This window comes from Pseudomonas sp. PDM10 (genome assembly GCF_014852295.1).
GTDB lineage: Bacteria > Pseudomonadota > Gammaproteobacteria > Pseudomonadales > Pseudomonadaceae > Aquipseudomonas.
This window is the reverse complement of sequence record NZ_JACVBJ010000002.1, coordinates 367,590-386,729: the sequence shown is the minus strand read 5'-3', so window position 1 is coordinate 386,729 and position 19,140 is coordinate 367,590. Positions and strand designations below refer to the sequence as shown.

General features: G+C 57.9%; 21 protein-coding genes and 2 pseudogenes. 19 read left to right on the top strand and 4 right to left on the bottom strand.

The window, feature by feature from the left end:
* Window positions 1–71: 71 nt before the first annotated feature.
* On the bottom strand, window positions 72–1,367 hold the full coding sequence (locus tag IB252_RS08305) for an OmpP1/FadL family transporter (RefSeq protein WP_192408098.1): 1,296 nt from the start codon (window positions 1,365–1,367) through the stop codon (window positions 72–74).
* A 107-nt stretch (window positions 1,368–1,474) separates the two neighbouring features.
* Window positions 1,475–2,548: an amidohydrolase family protein gene (locus IB252_RS08300; RefSeq protein WP_192408096.1), complete on the bottom strand. Its 1,074-nt coding sequence runs from the start codon at window positions 2,546–2,548 to the stop codon at window positions 1,475–1,477.
* A 192-nt stretch (window positions 2,549–2,740) separates the two neighbouring features.
* On the opposite strand from IB252_RS08300, the gene IB252_RS08295 reads away from it, so the two are divergent.
* The 13 genes and pseudogenes from IB252_RS08295 to IB252_RS08235 form a co-directional block, all read left to right on the top strand.
* On the top strand, window positions 2,741–3,346 hold the full coding sequence (locus IB252_RS08295) for a TetR/AcrR family transcriptional regulator (RefSeq protein WP_192408094.1): 606 nt from the start codon (window positions 2,741–2,743) through the stop codon (window positions 3,344–3,346).
* A gap of 251 nt (window positions 3,347–3,597) precedes the next feature.
* Window positions 3,598–4,467 carry an alpha/beta fold hydrolase gene (locus IB252_RS08290; RefSeq protein ID WP_192408092.1) on the top strand — a complete coding sequence of 290 codons (870 nt, stop codon included), beginning with the start codon at window positions 3,598–3,600 and terminating at the stop codon, window positions 4,465–4,467.
* A 24-nt stretch (window positions 4,468–4,491) separates the two neighbouring features.
* Window positions 4,492–5,487 (top strand): VOC family protein, encoded by a 996-nt coding sequence (locus IB252_RS08285; RefSeq protein WP_192408090.1) that lies wholly within the window; start codon window positions 4,492–4,494, stop codon window positions 5,485–5,487.
* Window positions 5,488–5,499: 12 nt separating this feature from the next.
* Window positions 5,500–7,251, top strand: coding sequence for a bifunctional 3-(3-hydroxy-phenyl)propionate/3-hydroxycinnamic acid hydroxylase (locus tag IB252_RS08280; RefSeq protein ID WP_192408088.1), 1,752 nt, complete (start codon window positions 5,500–5,502; stop codon window positions 7,249–7,251).
* Window positions 7,248–8,039: a 2-keto-4-pentenoate hydratase gene (locus IB252_RS08275; RefSeq protein WP_192408086.1), complete on the top strand. Its 792-nt coding sequence runs from the start codon at window positions 7,248–7,250 to the stop codon at window positions 8,037–8,039. Before IB252_RS08280 ends, IB252_RS08275 begins: the two co-directional genes overlap by 4 nt.
* Window positions 8,040–8,091: 52 nt before the next feature.
* Entirely contained in the window at window positions 8,092–9,033 is a 942-nt protein-coding gene (locus IB252_RS08270) for an acetaldehyde dehydrogenase (acetylating) (protein WP_192408078.1), read from the top strand.
* A 10-nt stretch (window positions 9,034–9,043) separates the two neighbouring features.
* Window positions 9,044–10,066: a 4-hydroxy-2-oxovalerate aldolase gene (gene dmpG / locus IB252_RS08265; protein ID WP_192408076.1), complete on the top strand. Its 1,023-nt coding sequence runs from the start codon at window positions 9,044–9,046 to the stop codon at window positions 10,064–10,066.
* Window positions 10,067–10,110: 44 nt separating this feature from the next.
* Window positions 10,111–10,482: a DoxX family protein gene (locus IB252_RS08260; protein ID WP_192408074.1), complete on the top strand. Its 372-nt coding sequence runs from the start codon at window positions 10,111–10,113 to the stop codon at window positions 10,480–10,482.
* The gene (locus IB252_RS08255; protein ID WP_225607407.1) at window positions 10,422–10,577 is read left to right on the top strand and encodes a hypothetical protein; all 156 of its coding nucleotides are present in this window, start codon (window positions 10,422–10,424) and stop codon (window positions 10,575–10,577) included. Before IB252_RS08260 ends, IB252_RS08255 begins: the two co-directional genes overlap by 61 nt.
* 7 nt (window positions 10,578–10,584) lie before the next feature.
* Complete coding sequence (locus IB252_RS08250) at window positions 10,585–10,773, top strand: hypothetical protein (protein ID WP_192408072.1); 189 nt, start codon at window positions 10,585–10,587, stop codon at window positions 10,771–10,773.
* 491 nt (window positions 10,774–11,264) lie between these two features.
* Entirely contained in the window at window positions 11,265–11,753 is a 489-nt protein-coding gene (locus IB252_RS08245; protein WP_007929174.1) for a thioesterase family protein, read from the top strand.
* Window positions 11,754–11,842: 89 nt separating this feature from the next.
* Window positions 11,843–12,001: pseudogene (locus IB252_RS08240) on the top strand (IS3 family transposase); the annotation flags it as partial.
* 97 nt (window positions 12,002–12,098) lie between these two features.
* A pseudogene (locus tag IB252_RS08235) lies at window positions 12,099–12,335 on the top strand (aldehyde dehydrogenase family protein); the annotation flags it as partial.
* Window positions 12,336–12,477: 142 nt separating this feature from the next.
* Here the strand turns inward: IB252_RS08235 and hpaR are convergent.
* Window positions 12,478–12,903: a homoprotocatechuate degradation operon regulator HpaR gene (hpaR, locus tag IB252_RS08230; RefSeq protein WP_192408070.1), complete on the bottom strand. Its 426-nt coding sequence runs from the start codon at window positions 12,901–12,903 to the stop codon at window positions 12,478–12,480.
* A 235-nt stretch (window positions 12,904–13,138) separates the two neighbouring features.
* Here hpaR and IB252_RS08225 point away from each other — a divergent pair, with 235 nt between their 5' ends.
* From IB252_RS08225 to IB252_RS08200, 6 genes are all read left to right on the top strand, one after another.
* Window positions 13,139–14,437 (top strand): NAD(P)/FAD-dependent oxidoreductase, encoded by a 1,299-nt coding sequence (locus tag IB252_RS08225; protein ID WP_192408068.1) that lies wholly within the window; start codon window positions 13,139–13,141, stop codon window positions 14,435–14,437.
* A 52-nt stretch (window positions 14,438–14,489) separates the two neighbouring features.
* Window positions 14,490–14,855, top strand: coding sequence for a cupin domain-containing protein (locus IB252_RS08220; protein ID WP_192408066.1), 366 nt, complete (start codon window positions 14,490–14,492; stop codon window positions 14,853–14,855).
* Between the two features lie 56 nt (window positions 14,856–14,911).
* The gene (locus IB252_RS08215; RefSeq protein WP_192408064.1) at window positions 14,912–15,571 is read left to right on the top strand and encodes a helix-turn-helix transcriptional regulator; all 660 of its coding nucleotides are present in this window, start codon (window positions 14,912–14,914) and stop codon (window positions 15,569–15,571) included.
* An 85-nt stretch (window positions 15,572–15,656) separates the two neighbouring features.
* Window positions 15,657–16,478 (top strand): molybdenum cofactor biosynthesis F family protein, encoded by an 822-nt coding sequence (locus IB252_RS08210; protein WP_192408062.1) that lies wholly within the window; start codon window positions 15,657–15,659, stop codon window positions 16,476–16,478.
* Window positions 16,471–17,271, top strand: a complete 801-nt coding sequence (locus IB252_RS08205) for an SDR family NAD(P)-dependent oxidoreductase (protein WP_192408060.1) — start codon at window positions 16,471–16,473, stop codon at window positions 17,269–17,271. Before IB252_RS08210 ends, IB252_RS08205 begins: the two co-directional genes overlap by 8 nt.
* On the top strand, window positions 17,264–18,031 hold the full coding sequence (locus IB252_RS08200; protein WP_192408059.1) for an SDR family oxidoreductase: 768 nt from the start codon (window positions 17,264–17,266) through the stop codon (window positions 18,029–18,031). The genes IB252_RS08205 and IB252_RS08200 overlap by 8 nt, the downstream gene beginning before the upstream one ends.
* 66 nt (window positions 18,032–18,097) lie before the next feature.
* Here the strand turns inward: IB252_RS08200 and feaR are convergent, their stop codons facing one another.
* On the bottom strand, window positions 18,098–19,060 hold the full coding sequence (feaR, locus tag IB252_RS08195) for a transcriptional regulator FeaR (RefSeq protein ID WP_192408058.1): 963 nt from the start codon (window positions 19,058–19,060) through the stop codon (window positions 18,098–18,100).
* Window positions 19,061–19,140: the final 80 nt, after the last annotated feature.

Here is a 19,140-nt window from a genome sequence, read left to right as displayed (position 1 = left end):
ATTAACAAGGCCGCGCTGGTGCATTAACGGTGGGTCAGTTCAGTGTGTTACGAAGCGGCACTTGTTCACGTTCAAAACGCATAGTTCATCTGTAAACCGATCCCGTTGATACTGTTCTGATACTTTGCGCTGTAACCCGGACGCAAGCCGCCTTGAGTAGTGGGTTGGGAAACTTTAACGGTGTCCTCATGGATATATCCGTACCCCAGATCCAAAGACATTTGCTCGGTAGCCTGCCAGTTCAAACCCAGCGTGAAGATTTTCCGATCCCCCGTAGGTGCTCGGGTGGAGGTGTACTGGTTAGGCATGGGAGTCGGCTCGTAAGCGATACCGGTACGAATTTTCCATTGCTTGTTCAGGCGGTAGGACAAGCCTGTCGAAAAGGACCAGGTGTCACGCCACTTCAGGGTTTCGACAATCGAGTCGAATGCGGCATAGTTGCGTGGCACCCCAGCGTTTTGGACATTCAATTCGGGCACCCGGCTCCACCGGCTCCACAGCGCACCGGCAGAAAAATCCAGCCGATCGTTGAAGCGCCAGGTCGCTGAAGCATCAACGGTTTCCGGCGTGGTGAAGTCCAGACTCGCATCATATTTCCCATTGAGCCCTGGCAGGCCCAGCGCCGGAATCGATCCCAGCAGGCCATTGGCTCCAGACACTTTCGTCTTGCCTTCGAGGGTGTAATCAACCTTTGAGTGATAGGTCAGGCCCAGCGTTAGGTCATCGAACGGATCGAACATGATGCCCACATTAAAACCCAGCGCTGTGTCGTCGCCCGTCACCTTGACCGTGCCATCGCTCTGCCCTCTCACTGCCCGGTTATCGATCTTGCTTTCGAGAAGCCCCTCGATGTGGTTAATCGTCGGGCCGAAACCTACCGACAAGCGATCACTTATCCGGTAACTCACTGTCGGCTGCAGCGTCACCACTTTCACTTGGGTACGGGAACTGCGGTAGCGTCCCTGGAAGCTGCTTTCGTAATCGGTCGAACCGCCAAAGGGGGCGTAAACACCGAACCCGACATGCCAATCCTGATTGAGTTGCAGCGTGTAGAACCCCGACGGCACGACAATGGGGCTAGGCACCATATCCCCGCGGGAAGTACCTGCCACCGACGTGTTTACGGAACTGATACGAGTGTTGGCGTCGATAATACTGATACCGCCACTGACGTGTTCACCCGTCAGTTTCGACATGCCCGCAGGGTTGCCGTAGACGACGGTGGCATCCTGAACGTCTGAGGCGCGGCCGGAATAAGCCTTTCCCTCAGAGCTGATGCTTTGTTCGTTAATTTGCAGGCCATTGGCCAGGAGATGAGTAGACGTGAGGCACAGCCCCAGCGCGCATAGCTGATTTCTTATTTTCATGGCTAAAGCTCTTATTATTTTTTTGACTCATCGGGAATGGATAGCCCGCACGACACGATTGAACAATGATGTTCAAATAAAGTCAATGATGATCATATAAGTAAAAATCAGCGATTACGCATACGCTCGGCGAGGGCGCCCATTGGTCGAGTCAGACTGCGTCTAAAGCGTTGTGCGAACGACTCGCCCTCGTAGATGGGCGCAGGTGAGACGACTTCATTTGCTTGTTTAAACTGCGGGAATAGGCTCAAGGCATGACCGCGATTGATTCCGTGCTGAATAGACGGAGACCACATATTCGAACTGTCCAGCGTCTGACATTGCAGCGCAGTGGCGGGCGCCGGCGCGAAGGGGAAATCACTGCCGAACAGAATGTGCGATGGCTCAACCAATTCTTTAAGGGCTGCCATTGAGAAACGCGACGGAGATAAGGCTGTGTCGAAGTAAAAACGACGTATGTAGGTCATAACTCCCTGAGGAGCAGCGTTCTGAAACTCCGGTAAAGCATTCGCCAATGAGACACGCCAAGCCACGAAAGGTAAGAAGCCGCCGGAGTGAGCGAGGATCCAATTGATGCCAGGGTAACGCTCCATCGTTCCACTTAGGATCAGGTTTACTGCCGCGCGAGTGGTATCACATAGAAACTCAATTAGAAAACCGGGGGTTTGAAGCCCAATGCTCTCGCTAGTTTCGTGCATGTTTGGATGCACGAACACTACCGTCTTGCGCCGATCAAGTTCAGCCATCAACTCGTCAAACCGCGAATCCCCTAAAAACACCCCATCGGTACTGCCTAGTAGCACGACGCCCTCGGCCTTGAGGACATCCAGCGCATATATTGCTTCCGCACAGGCAGCTTCAGTAAAAGGCATGGGGAGCACCGCAAAATTACCAAACCGCGCGGGATAGCGGGAACGCATATCTGCGGCGAACTCGTTGCAACTGCGAGCAAGTACATTGGCCTGCTGCACACCGCCACCAAAATGCACGCCTGGCGCCGACAGCGAAGTGACTGCCCGCTCGATCCCATTCGCATCCATCACTTCAATCGATTTCTCCGGCGTCCAGCTCGGTAGGGGGGCTCCAGCGACCTTATGCAGCCCCCTAGCGCTCATAGTTCCAACAAAGGATGGCGGGATGATGTGGTGGTGGACATCGATACGACCTTGCTTGATTGACATGGTAATACTCTTGGCTGGGTTTCGACCGAGCGACTGAATCCCTGCGCTCAGTGTGGCGGTAGGGCTAAAACACATCCTTGGTCCAATATTGGACACCGTTGTTCAAATATGTCAATCCTACCAAACGCCAGTGTTGATTTATTTTGAACGCAGCTGTTCAATGCATTATTACTTGTTTTGGAGTGCTTCCCCTTGAAGCTGAGTCGCGTTCAAAAACGAATCCACGATGCAGCCATCCAGCTATTCGCCGAGAAAAGCGTCGAAGAGATCAATGTCAGTGAACTCGCGCAGATCGCTGGCGTTGCCCGCGGCACGATTTACAACAATCTTGCCTCTGTCGAGTCGCTATTCGAGGATGTGGCCAGCCACCTTAGCGCAGAGATGAATGACAGGGTTGCCAGGAGTGCTAGCCCTGACACTCCACCAGCCGAACGTCTGGCCAATGGAATTCGCTTTTATATTCGTCGGGCTCATGAGGAACCTCACTGGGGCAGCTTCATCGTGCGTTATGCCGCCAGCAATTTAACGCTGCAAAAAATGTGGAGCGGCCCACCAATGCAAGATGTACTCAGCGGTTTGGCGTCCGAAACGTACAGCTTCCGGCAGGAGCAACTGCCGTCAGTGATGGGCATGATCGGCGGTAGCGTCTTGATTGCCACCTTGCTGGTTGTGCAAGGACACAAGACTTGGAGAGACGCCGGCTCCGACATGGCGGAGCTTGTGCTCCGGGCACTGGGCGTGCCGGCAGAGGAGGCACGAGTCATCGCTATCATGGAATTACCACCACTGCCCGTGTGACCCCTTCTTCATTCCTGTAGAGGCCTCGTCTCGCAATCAAGGAGGCCCCGCTCGACTCGCGCCTCCCCCGAGCTTCCGCTCGCCCTTCGTTTCATTATCACTGCCATCCGTCTGACACCCTGCTTCGCTCAAAAATATATTTGAACACATATGTTCATTTTTATACTTTGGTGATAGTTTTTGATCGAAAGCGCTACCTTATCGCGATTTTTACCGCAATCAGACGGCGCGCTTTACGACAGGAGCTGACAATGACAAATAAAGAATCCCTCCCAGGTTTGACTTCCCGCACGGTACAAGTCGGCCGTCGGCAAATTTTTATCAGTGAAATGGGCACCGGCTATCCATTGCTCATGCTGCATGGTGGTGGTGCTGGTGCATCTGGTCTGTCCAATTACTCGCAAAACATCGAAGCACTATCTCGGCGGTTTCGAGTAATCGTCGCCGATATGCCTGGCTACGGCCAGTCCACAAAAGGTGTGGATCGCAAGGACCCTTTCGGAGACCTGGCCGGTGCGATGCTCGGTTTGCTGGACACCCTGGAAATAAGCAGCGCTCATTTGGTTGGTAATTCATTGGGCGGGGCGTGTGCCCTGCGAATGGCGCTCGATGCACCAGGTCGGGTTTCGGCATTGGTGTTAATGGGCCCCGGTGGCGTCAATACGACACGAAGTCTGCCTACTCCCGGCCTCAAGCTTCTGCTCGATTACTACTCATACGAAGGCCCCTCACTGGAGAAGATCACCCGCTTCATTCGCGAGTACCTGGTCTATGACGGCAGTAAAGTCAGCGACGCAATGATCCTGGAGCGCTACCAGGCCAGTATCGATCCGCAAGTAATCGCCGCACCGCCACTGCGCAAACCCCAAGGCATCCCCAACTTCCGCCGTTGGGACTTCACCCGCGATCCACGCCTGAAACAATGCCAGGTACCCACCCTGGTGCTCTGGGGTACCGAAGACAAAGTCAATCGCCCCAATGGCGGTGAAGCACTGCGTAGCCGTATGCCTGATTGCAGCCTTTATCTGTTCAGCAAAACTGGTCACTGGGTCCAATGGGAGCGCGCGGATGAGTTCAACGCAGTGACCGCAGCATTCCTCACTTGCCACGCCGCACGCTGACTGGCCCGGATGGAGGGTCAATCAATGGCAAACAGAGAAAGCCTGAACATTTTCGGCGCCAGCAGCATGGGTTATGCGCTGATCGAAACCAATCGCCTGGAGCAATGGCGCTCATTGCTCCAGGACGGGATCGGTTTGCACTTGGACTGTGCCGACCAGCAAACGCTGGCTTTTCGTATGGATACCCACCAACGGCGGATCATCGTCCAGCGCGGAGACCAGGAAGACTTCATCGCCGTAGGCTGGCAACTGCGTGATCAGGCAACCCTGGATGAAGTTCTGAGACGTTTGCAGCGCCTGGGTATCGAAGTACAGATCAGCGACCCGAGTGCGGCAGCACATCGGGGGGTGAGGCAGTTCTGGCGCGTCCTCGGCCCCAAGCGCCTGGCTGTTGAGCTGTTCTGGGAACCGCTGACCACTGACCAACCGCTGAACATGCTCAATGCCGGGTTTATCACCGGTCAGGCCGGCATGGGGCATCTAGCGATCACTTCGCGCAAACCACAACAGATGCGGCGTTTCTGGCAAGAAATCTTTGATGCCCGTACCAGCGATCATATCGTCGAACGCATCGCAGGATTGACGCTGGACATCGATTTTTTCCGTGTCAACGAGCGCCACCATTCGATCGCAATTGCTCGTCTGCGCGGCCTGCAAATGGACCCGATTCGCACTCGTGTCCAGCACATGAACCTGTTGACGACCTCGGTCAGCGAACTCACCGAGGCATTTTTGCGTTGCCGAAAACTGGGTTTCGAGATGGCCCATGAAATCGGCGAACACCCCAATGACCGCGAGCAATCGTTCTACGTGATGAGCCCCAGCGGCTTTGAGCTGGAACTGGGCTGGAATGCATTGGTGGTCGACGAGGCGCAATGGCAGACGACCTCCTATCAAGGCATCAGCCTCTGGGGCCACCGTCCGGAGAAAACCGGCACCTTGCACAAGTTCTCCACCAATCTGGGCAATTTCGCCCGCGGCGTACGCTCGCTGCTGAACCCCGAGTATTCACCGCTGTAAGAGAGGCATCGCATGAATAACAAGAACGACAATACGCAGACCGTTGATGTGATTATTTCTGGCCTCGGCCCGACCGGCGCAACCTTGGCACATCTACTGGGCAAACGTGGTTTGTCGGTGGTGGTGCTTGAGCGCGAGCCGACATTTTACGGCAACGCCCGGGCCGTCTACACCGATGACGAATGCATGCGTGTCATGCAGGCCGCCGGGGTCGCCGACGACCTAGCGGTCAACATGCAGGTGGATACACCCGCTCAGTGGGTCCTCGCGAATGGCAAAGTGCTGGGCCAGTATTGGCGCCTTGATCGCCCTTATGGCTGGCCAATCATCAACTTCCTGTATCAGCCCTGGCTGGAAACCACCTTGAGTGATTTGCTCAAGCGTTATCCGACGGTTCAGATCGCCCGTGGCCGCGAACTCACACAGTTCGAACAGGATGACGAAGGCGTCACCGTCACCCATCAAGCCACCGGCAGCTTTCGCTTTAGCGATGCCAGCGACGCACGCAACGAAACAGCTGTCGACCCGGATCCGCAAACCCTTCGCGGTCGCTATCTGATCGGCGCCGATGGCGGTCGCAGCACGGTGCGCGAAGCCCTAGGCATCGGCATGAGCGGCAAGAATTTTCCTGAGCCCTGGCTGGTGGTCGACCTGGAAATGAAAGAAGGCGAAGACGAATTGCGCCATCTGCCCTACTTCAGCTTCATCTGCGACCCCGAGTGCCCTACCGTCTGCTGCCCTCAACCCGGCCGCTTTCACCGCTTCGAGTTCATGCTGATGCCAGGCCAGACGAAGGAGCAGATGGAGGATCCGCAAGTCGTGCGAGCACTCATCAGTCGACACGTCGATCCGGACAAATTCATCGTCAAGCGCAAGCTGGTCTACACCTTCAACGCGCTGGTCGCCAAGGATTGGCGTAAAGGACGGGTCTTCATTGCCGGAGACGCCGCGCATATGACGCCGCAGTTCATGGGCCAAGGCATGAGTTCCGGGGTGCGAGACGCGTACAACCTCGCCTGGAAACTGGACTCTGTGCTCAAGGGGCGTGCGAACGACCGGTTGCTCGATACCTATGGAACCGAACGTTTTCATCACGCCAAAGCGATGATCGACATTTCGGTGCAAATGAAAGATTTCGTCTCGATGTCCAATCCGATTGCCAGCCAGCTGCGTAACTTGCTTGTCAAAACAGTCCTGGTGACGCCATTCCTCGGGCGTTACGTTCGCGAAGGACGCTTTAAACCAGCACCCACCTATGGACTCGACAGCTATCTAGGAATGCCGCGCAGGCATCGGCGGTCCCCTGAAGGCACGATGATCCCGCAACCCGAAGTACGCACGTTCAAGGGCCAGCGAGTATTGCTCGATGACTTGCTGGGCGAAGGTTATGCACTGATTGGACTGCAAGTAGACCCGCGGAAGCACCTTAGCGCGGCATCCCGGCAACTGCTCGATGCGCAAGGCACTCGTTATGCCAGCCTCTTCGAGTTTGGCACACGGCCACAAGGCGCTAACGTCGAGCGTGTCAACACCTGCGAGTTGGTGGAGGTCGAAGATGTGCGCGGTGAAATGATTGCCTGGTTCAAACGCTCGGGGTTCTCCTCGGGTGCTATTGCCGTGGTGCGTCCGGACAAATTCACCTTTGCCATGGTCAAGGCCAACGACCTGGACCTTGCGATCACTGAACTGAAGTTCCAGTTGCAGTGGGCACCGAGTCTCGAACACGTGGCCAACTTCCCCGCCGCCATGAGGAAAAGCGCATGAATCTGTTTTCTTTGCCGCAGCTGCAATCCGCCGCCGCTGCCCTGTCTGTTGCCCGCCAACAGCGTAAACCCTGCGCGCGGATATCAGATTCCTTCGGCGTCGATACCCTGACTGGCGCTTATGCCGTGCAGGAGATCAATACCAATCTAGCTCTGGCCCAAGGGCGTCGTCTGACAGGCCGAAAAGTCGGGCTGACCTCCGCCGCCGTGCAGCAGCAACTGGGTGTCGACCAACCCGATTTCGGCATGTTGTTCGCCGACATGGAAATTGTGGATGGCGGTCAAATTCAGACCAACCAATTGATTCAGCCAAAAGCCGAAGGCGAGATCGCTTTTGTTCTGGGACGCGATCTTCCCCATCTCGATACCACGTTGGCTGAGATGCTTCGGGCCGTGGACTACGTGGTTCCAGCCCTGGAAATCGTCGACTCGGCCATTGAGAACTGGAACATCACATTGGTGGACACAGTAGCCGACAACGCCTCGTCGGCCCTCTACGTGTTGGGGAAACAGCCCACCCGGCTGTCCTCCCTGGATTTGAGACTTGAAGGGATGTTGTTGGAGAAAAATAACGCTGCGGCATCGATTGGTGTCGGTGCCGCTTGCCTAGGCAACCCTCTCGATGCCTGCCTGTGGCTGGCGCGAACAATGGCACAAATGGGCCGCCCCTTGCAGGCCGGCGATGTGTTGCTTTCCGGGGCGCTCGGGCCGATGACGCCCGTCGCGGTCGGCGACAGCCTGACCCTGCGTCTGACGCGTCTTGGCGAAGTCAGTTGCCACTTCGTCTGAGCCCCCTTCTCTGCCGGGCTCTTAGACCCGGCCAGCCTGTGAGATTACATCCATGAGCCAAACAAAATTCAAGGTCGCCATTATCGGTTCCGGCAACATCGGCACTGACCTGATGATCAAGATCCTGCGCAACGCCAAACACCTGGAAATGGCGGTCATGGTCGGTATCGACCCCGCTTCCGATGGCTTGGCCCGCGCCCAACGTATGGGCGTGGCCACCACCCATGAAGGCGTTGAAGGCCTGACCCGCATGGACGTCTTCAAGGACATCGAATTCGTCTTCGATGCCACCTCGGCGGGCGCCCATGTGAAGAACGACGCATTCCTGCGCTCGATCCAGCCAGGCATCCGCCTGATCGACCTAACCCCGGCGGCCATCGGCCCGTACTGTGTACCGGTGGTCAATCTGGAGCAGAACCTGGATCAGCTCAACGTCAATATGGTCACTTGCGGTGGCCAGGCCACCATCCCGATGGTCGCCGCTGTGTCGCGTGTGGCCAAGGTGCACTACGCCGAAATCGTTGCCTCAATTGCCAGCAAATCCGCCGGTCCCGGCACCCGCGCCAACATCGACGAATTCACCGAAACTACCTCCAAAGCAATCGAGGTCATTGGAGGTGCAACCAAGGGCAAGGCGATCATCGTAATGAACCCGGCCGAGCCACCGCTAATGATGCGCGACACGGTGTTCGTACTGTCTGAAGCGGCCGATCCAGCCGAAGTCGAGGCGTCCATCGAAGAAATGGCGGCGGCAGTAGAAACTTATGTACCGGGCTATCGGCTGAAACAAAAAGTGCAGTTCGACGTGATTCCTGAAGACGCGCCGCTGAATATTCCTGGCCTCGGCAAATTCTCCGGCCTCAAGACTTCGGTGTTCCTCGAAGTCGAAGGCGCCGCCCATTACTTGCCAGCCTATGCCGGCAACCTCGACATCATGACGTCCGCAGCCTTGGCCACCGCCGAGTGCATGGCGCAGTCGATGCTGAACGCCTGAGGAGATCAACATGACTTTTAATCCCGGCAAAAAACTCTACATCTCCGACGTCACCCTGCGCGATGGCAGCCATGCCATCCGCCATCAATATTCGATCCAGAATATGCAGGACATCGCCCGCGCCCTGGACAAGGCCAAGGTCGACTCAATCGAAGTCGCCCACGGTGACGGTTTGCAAGGTTCCAGCTTCAACTACGGCTTCGCGGCGCACACCGATCTGGAGTGGATCGAAGCCGCCGCCGATGTCATCAGTCACGCCAAAATCACGACCTTGTTGTTGCCTGGCATCGGCACGGTGCATGACTTGAAAGCGGCCTACAACGCCGGTGCCCGGGTGGTGCGCATCGCCACCCATTGCACCGAAGCGGATGTCTCGAAACAGCACATCGAGTATGCCCGCGAACTGGGCATGGATACCGTCGGTTTCCTGATGATGAGCCACATGATCCCGGCCGAGCAGCTGGCCGCGCAGGCCAAGTTGATGGAGAGCTACGGTGCGACGTGCGTGTACATGGCCGACTCCGGCGGGACGATGAACATGCAGGATGTGCGCGAGCGTTTCCGTGCGTTCAAAGCGGTGCTCAAACCGGAAACGGAAACCGGCATGCACGCTCACCATAACCTGAGCCTGGGGGTGGCCAATTCCATCACCGCCGTCGAAGAGGGCTGCGACCGCATCGACGCCAGCCTTGCAGGCATGGGTGCCGGTGCTGGTAATGCGCCGCTGGAAGTGTTCATCGCGGCCGCCGAGCGTCTGGGCTGGAACCATGGCACTGATCTTTACACCTTGATGGACGCCGCCGACGACATTGTTCGCCCATTGCAGGATCGACCGGTGCGGGTCGATCGAGAAACGCTGGCCTTGGGTTATGCCGGAGTCTATTCGAGCTTCCTGCGCCACGCCGAAATCGCTGCCGCCAAGTACGGTCTCAAGACGCTGGACATCCTCGTCGAACTGGGAAGGCGCCGCATGGTCGGTGGCCAGGAAGACATGATCGTCGATGTCGCACTCGACCTGCTGGCGCGTCATTAACCCACCCTATCCGGCAGCGCGCTACCCGCTGCCCAGGAGCATTCATGCAAAAGTTCAAACACCACACTTATTCAATTGCTGTCGCTTTGGTGGCGCTGTACGTTGGAGCCGCCGGGGTCGCCAAACTGCTCGGGGTTCAGGCCGTTGCACAGAGCTTCACCACTATGGGGCTACCCGATGGAACCGCCTTGGCGGTCGGTCTTTGCGAAGTGGCGGCGGTGCTGGCCTTCTATATCAGACCGCTTCGCCGGCTGGCAGCCGGCTGCCTGATCCCACTGATGCTCGGTGCCCTTTACTACCACCTGGTCTACACCCCGGCGTTGCAGGCAGTTCCAGCGTTGCTGATCCTGCTGGTATGCGCCTGGATGCTGGCGAAGCCGGCACCTCTGCGCTCTACGTACTGGGTAAGCAGCTGACCAAGCTCTCAGCGCTGGACCTGCGCCTGGAAGGCATGTTGCTGGAGAAGAACGGCCAACAGGCCTCCATCGGCGCAATGCCGTACGCTGGCTGAGTCGGACTTGTTCGCGGAGCAGGTCCAGTACGGCATCAGTCGTGGGCATGCGCTCAACCTGTTCCCGCAGTACCGCCACACCGATGAGGTGATGACCGCCCAGCCGATTTTCGAGGGCGAATCCATTGCCGAGCGAATCAAGCGGGCCGCGACCGGCCCGATGGCGTCCCTGGGCGAAAGCATGCGCAATCGCTGAGCCGAGACGGGGCCCGGTATTTCAAGAACAAGAGGTGGTCATGAATCGTCGTACATTCGTAGTGGGAGCTGGCGCTCTGGTGGGGGCGGGCGTGCTCGCTTCAGGCACGCGTTCCGTTCCGGAGAGCGCTCAGATGCGCCCGACCATCAGCGTCGAAGAGAGCGAGGCCGCCATCGCAGCCGCTATGACTGCGGGCAGGATCGATGTGCACCGCCATATAGTGACACCGGCGCTACGGGAAGTGCTGGCGCGGCGCACTATCAATACCCTGGCCGGAATCGCCGTGCCCGAGTGGCCTTGTCGCTATACTCGGGCATAGCTTAGATCACCCGCTATCCAAGGCGTCGCCCCGGTCCACATCCTGACGTCTTCATCCCTAACAAATGGTTCAAGTCACTCGCTCGGGACCGGCTAAAGCCGGCCCCTGAAACCAACGTTATGCGCCAAACCCTGCCCCCGCACTTGAAAGGTAATTTTCCCGGAGAAGTACAATGTTCAAGCAGACTCTAATCGCCGGCTGGGGCGATATGGATTTCAATTCGCATATGCGCAATACCGCTTATCTTGACAAGGCCGTGGATGTCCGCATGACGTATTTTGCTGGCCAGGGATTTCCCGTGAGCGAGTTTCGCCGCTTGGGTATAGGTCCCGTGGTGATTAATGACCAGATTGAATATTTCCGCGAATTCCATCTGCTGGATTCAGTGGAGTGTACGCTGTGCTTGGCCGGTTTATCCGAAGACGGTAGCCAGATGCGTCTGCGCAACGAATTCTTCCGCAAGGGTAAACTTGCCGCTCGCGTAACATCCACTGGCGGGTGGCTGGATTTGACACAGCGTCGTATGGTCAATCCACCCGCTCTGCTGCTGGCGGCGCTGCAGGCATTAGCGCGCAGCACAGATTTCCAAGACCTGCAGGGCGGCAGCAACCCGTTTAGGGGGCGACCGCATCGCTCTGGTGATCAGGGCACTGAGGTGTAGTTTTTTCGCGCAGCGGACGGAACTCGAACAAAAATCTGGCCACTTTCTGCCAGTCAAGCGGTACAACCTAATGATCAGGTCGAATGCAATCGCTGAAGCGAGAGCGGATCAAGCGGAAGATCTACAGCACCAGGCAGGATGATCGCGCTGATGTGTTCGATTACATCTAAGTGTTTTACAACCGAACCCGCCGCCACAGTTACTTGGGCGGTGTCAGTCCTGAGGCATTTGAACGTGCCTCATTATGAAGTCGGGATGTAAAAAACCTTGAAAAAGTTAAATTAGGTAAGTGACTGATTTATGGAAGATAAACCACATGTAACAGTTAGCAAGGCTCCGGAAGGCATGGCCAACGATACGGAGTTCGGTCTGGCGTCCTATGTCTACACCCGCGACCTGGGCCGCGCCTGGCGCGTCAGCGAAGCGCTGGAGTACGGCATGGTCGGGGTCAACGAAGGACTGATCTCCACCGAAGTGGCGCCGTTCGGCGGGATCAAGCAGTCAGGATTGGGCCGCGAAGGTTCGAAGTTCGGGATTGATGATTACATCGAGCAGAAATACATGTGCCTGAGTATCAAATAGGTCGGCTGATCGGCTTCCGATTGAGGGCCAACAAGCAGCAAGGTCTTGTGCGGGCCTTGTGGGAACCGGGCTTGCTCGCGATGAGCGATGAAGCGGTTGGCCTGGCGCATCGCGGCGCCTGCATCGCGAGCAAGCTCGGCTCCTACAAGCGCTTGATGGTTTTCAGCTCATTGAGCAGCCCGAGCAACGTCTGCAACTTCTCCTCTCCCAACTGCGCCTGCAACCGTTGGTAGTTCTCTTCCATGCACTGGCTCATGGACGCAAAACACGCCTCGCCCTTTTCGGCCAGAGTCACCAACACCCGCCGCTGATCCTGCTCGGCCTTGCGCCGATGGACCATACCGGCCGCCTCCATGCGCACCAGTACACCGGTCATGCTCGGTTTGAGAATGCAGGCCAATTCCGCCAGTTGGTAGATTTCCAGTTCGTCGTGCTGACTGAGGATGCGGATGACCCGCCACTGTTGTTCAGTCAGGCCATGCTGGTTGAGCGAAGGCCGAAAAAAACTCATGGCCGCTTCACGGGCCTGCAATAGGGTCAAGGTCAGGGATTGCCGGGGTTTATGCATGGAAGTCAGAATCACGGTTGATTTAGTTAATAGTTTAACGAAACTCTACCACTGTCCCACTCACGACACGCTATAACTTGTGGGTCTCCGGGGGGCTCTGGCGCGCTGAATCAAAAATCCCGGCACAGAGAATCAAGACATTCATTGCGCCAAGGCTCTTAATAAGAGTCATCCGGTACAGAGCTTCTCGAAGTCCCGAGCGCTTGAGTTTTCCTTCACTTTTTCAGGCTGCGCCATGATCAATATCGAAACGCCCACTTATTACACGGCCACCAAGAAATACAACCTCAGTTTCCCGACCCTGGAACAGGATGTGGAAGCGGATGTTGTGATCATTGGCGGTGGTTTCTCCGGCATCAATACCGCGCTTGAGCTCGCCGAAAAAGGCATCACTAATATCGTCGTGCTGGAGGCGCGTTACCTGGGTTTTGGCGGTACTGGCCGCAATGGCGGGCAGATCATGGCCGGCATCGGTCACGACCTGGAGAAGATCAAGAAGGACGTGGGTGAGGACGGTTTGCGTCAGGTCTTCGAGATCAGTGACCTGGGCGCAGACATCATCAAGGATCGCATCGCCAAGTACGACATCGATGCCGACTTCTGTCACGGCTACGGCTACATGGGTTTCAACGCTCGCCAGGAAAAGACCCTTCGCGCTTGGGAAAAAGACTTCAAATCGATTAACACCAAACACGAGATTCGCTTTCTCGGTGGTTCGGACGTCAAGCAAATCATCGGCTCCGACGCCTACAGCAGCGCATTGCTGCACATGGGCGGCGGTCACGTCCATTCGCTGAACCTACTGCTCGGTGAAGCCAAGGCGCTGGCCGGTCACGGCGTGCGGATTTTCGAGAACAGCCCGGCCCTGGAAGTCAGTTATGGCGAGCGCATCACCGTGCGTACCGGGCGCGGCTCGGTCAAGGCCAGCAAACTGCTGTGGGCCTGCGACAGTTTCCTCAACAAGCTGGAACCCGAACTGCACCGCTCGACCATCAACACGTACGCCTTCCAGATGATGACCGAGCCACTGTCGGACGAGCTGATCAACCGCATCAGCCCGATTCACGGCGCCTACAGCGATATTCGCCCGGTAATCGACTACTACCGTGTCACCAACGAAAACCGTCTGTTGTTCGGCGCGGCCACGCCGCTGGTCGAGCACATCCCCCTGGATCTGAAGGCCTGGAATCGCCGCTTGATGCTGAAGATTTTTCCCTACCTCAAGGACGTGAAAATCGACCTAGCCTGGGGTGGTCCGATGGCCTGCAGCCCGAACCTGTTCCCGCAGATCGGCACCCTGCCCGGTCGCAGCAACGCCTTCTTCGTTCAGGGCTATTCGGGCTTCGGCGTCACCCCCAGCCACATCATTTGCAAGGTGCTGGCCGAAGGCATGAGTGAAGGTTCGGTGCGCTATGACCTGGTCAGTTCGATCCACCGCCCGACCATCCTTGGCAAAGATGCGTTTCGCCCACTGTTGCTGACCGCCGGCAAGTCCTGGCACCAGCTATCGGGTTACTGGAACGGGCGTCGGTAACGGCCGAGGCGCTCTTCCCCTTCCTCTTTTTTACTCATCAGGAGCAACTGCCATGACCCTTGTTACCCTCAAGAAAGACATCCAGCTGTCCGAACTGGACGCCTGGGGCACCGTCGCCGACCTCGGCTCTGAAATCCTCGAAGGCGAAGTCCGGGCCTTCGGCAAAATGACCTTCGGAGCGCCGACCGACCCGGTCAGCAGTGCCTACTTCGGCACCACCCAAGGAAAATTCCGGATGGTCTATCCGTTCGCCGAACAAGCCACCGTGGTCACCGGCGAAGTGGTCCTGACCGACGAATCCACCGGCCAGAGCACTCGCTACAAGGCCGGTGACAGCTGGTTCGTGACCAAGGGCACGCCTGTTCTCTGGGAAGTTGTCAGTGAAAGCTTTGTGAAGCATTATTTCGCTGTCGTCTGATCGATCCTGGCTGCCGACTCCCACTGGCAGCCTTTTTTTGGCGAAGGTTACTGACCATGAACGCCATCCCCACCCAGGAAGTCGCCGGCCATTGCCTGCAGGCTTTCACTCAACTCGTTCCTGCCAGTCAGGCGGCGTTCTACTGTGTCGACCGGCAACTGCAAGCCCGTGATTTCCGCTTGCATTGCATGAGCGCTGAGATGCATCACGACTACCTGGACAACTACCGTCAGTTCGACCCGCTGCAACCGCGCAATTGCCTGTCCAGCGGGCTGGCCGTGGTGCCGCTGGGCCTGGCCATGGCCCGACAGTCGACTCGCGACAGTCGGCGCTATCGAGATTTTCTGCAGCGCTACGGCGTTGTCGATGTGGTGGAGATCCTCGCCCATCGCGCCGGCCAGCCTCAGGCTGCCATCTCGTTGCTGCGCACCGCCGAACAAGGCGCCTTCACCACCGACCAGCTGGCCCAGCTCAATGCCTTGCAGTCTCTGCTGCAACTGGCCGTGGCGAACATGCCGCCCTGCGAAGATCCGCTGATCGGCCTGACGCCCAAGGAGCGGCAGATCGCGTTGTTGTTGCGCCAGGGCGCCAGCAACAAGCAACTGGCCCTAGAACTGGAAGTCGGTCTGCCGACCATCAAGACCCACCTGATCAACCTGTTTCGCAAGACTGGAGTGGCCAGTCGTACCGAGTTGGTGGGGACGCTGTTTCTCTAACCCGGTTCAACCATCCGGTTGATAGGCGAGCCAGTATCCGAGCGGCATGATCCAGGTTGTTACTTCACTCAACCGGAGCATTGTAATGACCACACCCTCTGACTGGATCACCGTTGGCGCCCTGGCCGACGGCTTCGCCCCAGAAGCGTTCATCCTGCCGAACCTGGCCGACCTGAATGGCAAGACCTTCACGCTGAACTTCGCCAATGGCTGGCAGATCGAACATCGTTTCGACACCGAAACGGTTTCTTGGACTGCTGCCGACGGCCACTCCAACGGCACCGCAGCGTATCGGGCAACTTCGGTGCGCCCCGGTCTGTACCTGGTGGATTTCATCAAGCGCGAAGGCGCTCAAGCCTGGTCGGTGAGCCTAGTGCTCGACACCGCCAGCGCTGCGTTCACCGCCGTGATCGGCCGCATGCCGACCCAGGAGCAAACCCGCGAAGACCTCTACAGCCGTGCGCTGGCCGGCAAGAACCTGACCTCGGTCGAGGTGGATTTCCTGCATGGCAGCCTCGATCGTCCGTGGCAGGAAGGCCAATGCCCTCACGCACCAACAAGCGAACTGACCGGCTTGCACAACCTGTATCGCTACAGCCCAAGCGAAGTCTACGAGCACATCTACCTCAACGATCAATTCTATTCCTGGCAGTGCCTCAAGGGCGTAGAGCAAGGCCTGTGCGACACCGACCGCTGCCACTACTACAAGATCGCCGATCAGTTGTACCTGTTCGTCTGGCGCGAGAAGATCATCCCGACACTCGGTGTGGTGCTGATCGACATGCAACAGCACCGCAGCGACGGCAAGATTTTCGGTTATGCCGGGTCGTCCTTCGATGAGCTGTCGAACTTTCCGGTCGCCTCTTACTGCCAGGTTCTCAACCACACGGAGTATCCCGATGCCTGAGCCACGTATCGTTGCAATCACGGGAGCCGGGACTGGCATCGGTGCCGCCTGCGCTCGGCTGTACGCAGCCGAAGGCGCCAATCTGGTGCTGATCGGCCGCCGCCGCGAGCCGCTGGAGCAGATTGCCCAGGAAACCGGCGGCCTGGTCCTGGTCGGTGATGCAGCCTGTCCGGACACCTGGGAAGGTTTCGTCGCACAGATTCGTCAGCGTTATGGTCGGCTCGATGTGCTGCTGGCCTGTGCCGGCGGTCATGGTCTGGGCAGCGCCACTCAGACCAGCCCGCAAACCTGGGAAGCGGCGCTGCGCAGTAACCTGGACAGCTCTTTCTATAGTGCCCGGGCCTGTCTGCCGCTGCTGCTGGAAAGTACTGGCAACATCGTGCTGATCGGTTCCATTGCCTCATTGGCGGCAGGGCCCGAAGTCTGCGGCTACACCACGGCCAAGCACGCGCTGCTCGGCCTCAACCGCTCGCTGGCCAGGGATTACGGCCCGCGCGGCGTGCGGGTGAATGCCGTTTGCCCGGGCTGGGTACGCACGCCCATGGCCGATCAGGAGATGCAGCCGCTGATGGATTTTTATGGCGATACGCTGCAGCAAGCCTATGACCGAGTCTGCGCCGACGTCCCGTTGCGCCGGCCGGCCAGTGCCGAAGAAATAGCCAGGGTGTGTCGCTTCTTGGCGTCCAGAGAGGCCTCGATCATCACCGGCGCAACCCTGGTGGCCGACGGCGGATCGAGCATCGTCGATGTGCCAACCCTGGCCTATACCCATATGGAGCAACCTCATGCCTGAAGACCTGGACTTCAGCGGCAAAACCGTACTGGTGACCGGCGGCGCACAGGGCATTGGACGGGCGATTGTCGAAGCCTTCGCCTTGCGCGGTGCGCGTGTGGTAATCGCCGATCTGCAACTGCCTCAGGCCCAGGCGCTGGCCGTTGAGTTGTCCGGGCAGGCGTGTCAGGTCGAAGCTGTGTCCGTCGACCTGGCCGAGTCCACGGCGGTGTTCGAACTGGTTCAGAGCCTGGAGCAGCGTTTGGGTCGGCTGGATATCCTGGTGCACAACGCCGGGTATTTTCCACTGACCCCCTTCGCCGAGATCACCCCATCCATTCTCGACCGTACCCTGGCCGTCAATCTCTCGGCACTGTTCTGGCTGACCCAAGCGGCCTTGCCGATGTTCCGTCGTCAGGGTCAGGGTTGCGTGCTGGTGACCTCATCGGTCACTGGCCCACGGGTGGCCTACCCGGGGCTGAGTCACTATGCGGCGTCCAAGGCCGGGGTCAACGGTTTCATTCGCAACGCCGCTCTGGAACTGGCAGGCCTCAATGTGCGGGTCAATGGCGTCGAGCCCGGCATGATTGCGACGCCGGCGATGGGCAATCTGGGGGACGACCAGGTCAACGATGATATCGCCAGCCGTGTGCCTTTGGGGCGACTGGGCACTGCGGCCGATATCGCCGGGGCCATGCTGTTTCTGGCGTCGGATCTGGCGGCTTACATCACCGGACAGACGCTGGTAGTCGATGGCGGTTCGACCTTGCCAGAGGTTTGATACAGCTTTTTTAATACTGAAAAGGGGGGCTTTGGGAAGCCCCCCTTTTTACATCCAGTCAAAGACTCACGCCGCCCCCCCCGCCTGCTGCAAATGACTGGAACGAAAATCCTTGGGCGATTGCTCGAACTGCTTCTTGAACGAGCGGCTGAAGTGCGCCGAATCGGTGAAGCCCCACTTGTAGGCGATCGAGGTGATCGACTCGGTCCTCAGAAAAGGGTTGGTCAGGTCATCGGCGCTGCGTTTGAGCCGGGCCCGTTGAATGTAACGGCAGACGCTATCGTCCTGTTCTTCGAACAACCGGTACAAATGCCTCACCGAAATGTTCAGCCGATTGGCCAGGCCCACCGGGCTCAGACCAGGCTGGGTCAGGGATTCATCAATGACTTTCTGCACATAACTGCGCAGATTATTGCCCTGCAACGAGGCGCTGTCGTCCCGTGAATCATGATCCTGCTCGAATGCCGAGCCGAGCAGCGAAGCAAAAGCACACTGCAGGGCCTCGCCCTCGCCCACGGCGCCTTCACCCTCCAGGCTGTCTTTGCACAGCTGATCCATCAGCACGTGCAGCATCCGCCCGCAGGCCTTGCTCGAGGAGATTTTGCCGAAGGTCCTGGGCTGGCTGCCGAGCTGCTTGCACACTTCATTGCGAGACAAGGACAGGGAGGCATGTTCGATCAGGCCAAAGGGGGTGATTTCGATGGACCCTGCCGAATCCATCAGCAGAAGATCCCCGGGAGCCAGCTGAATGCTCTGGCCATTCTGGGTGATTTGGGCGTAACCGCTGCGCTGGCTGACCAGGAAACAATGCTGGTCGTTATCGTGGTCGGGGTTGGTCTTGGGGCGCTTGATGAGGCCCGCATTGGTGCGCAGGTTGGCCAGCGGCAGACCGCCTCGGGAGAACTTGGACACCTCACCGATGAACAGCGCGCGGTTGAAGGCCAGTTCTGTGTCGAAGTGACCGCAAACAGCTCGCAGATCCCGGGTCCAGGTTTCCAGCCCGTCTTGCACAACCTGTTGGATGCTCATGGGTATCTCCACAATGGCTTTTTGTTTTTGTAGCGCAATAGTTAACATGTTATCTATATGCGCGCAACAAGTACTGATAG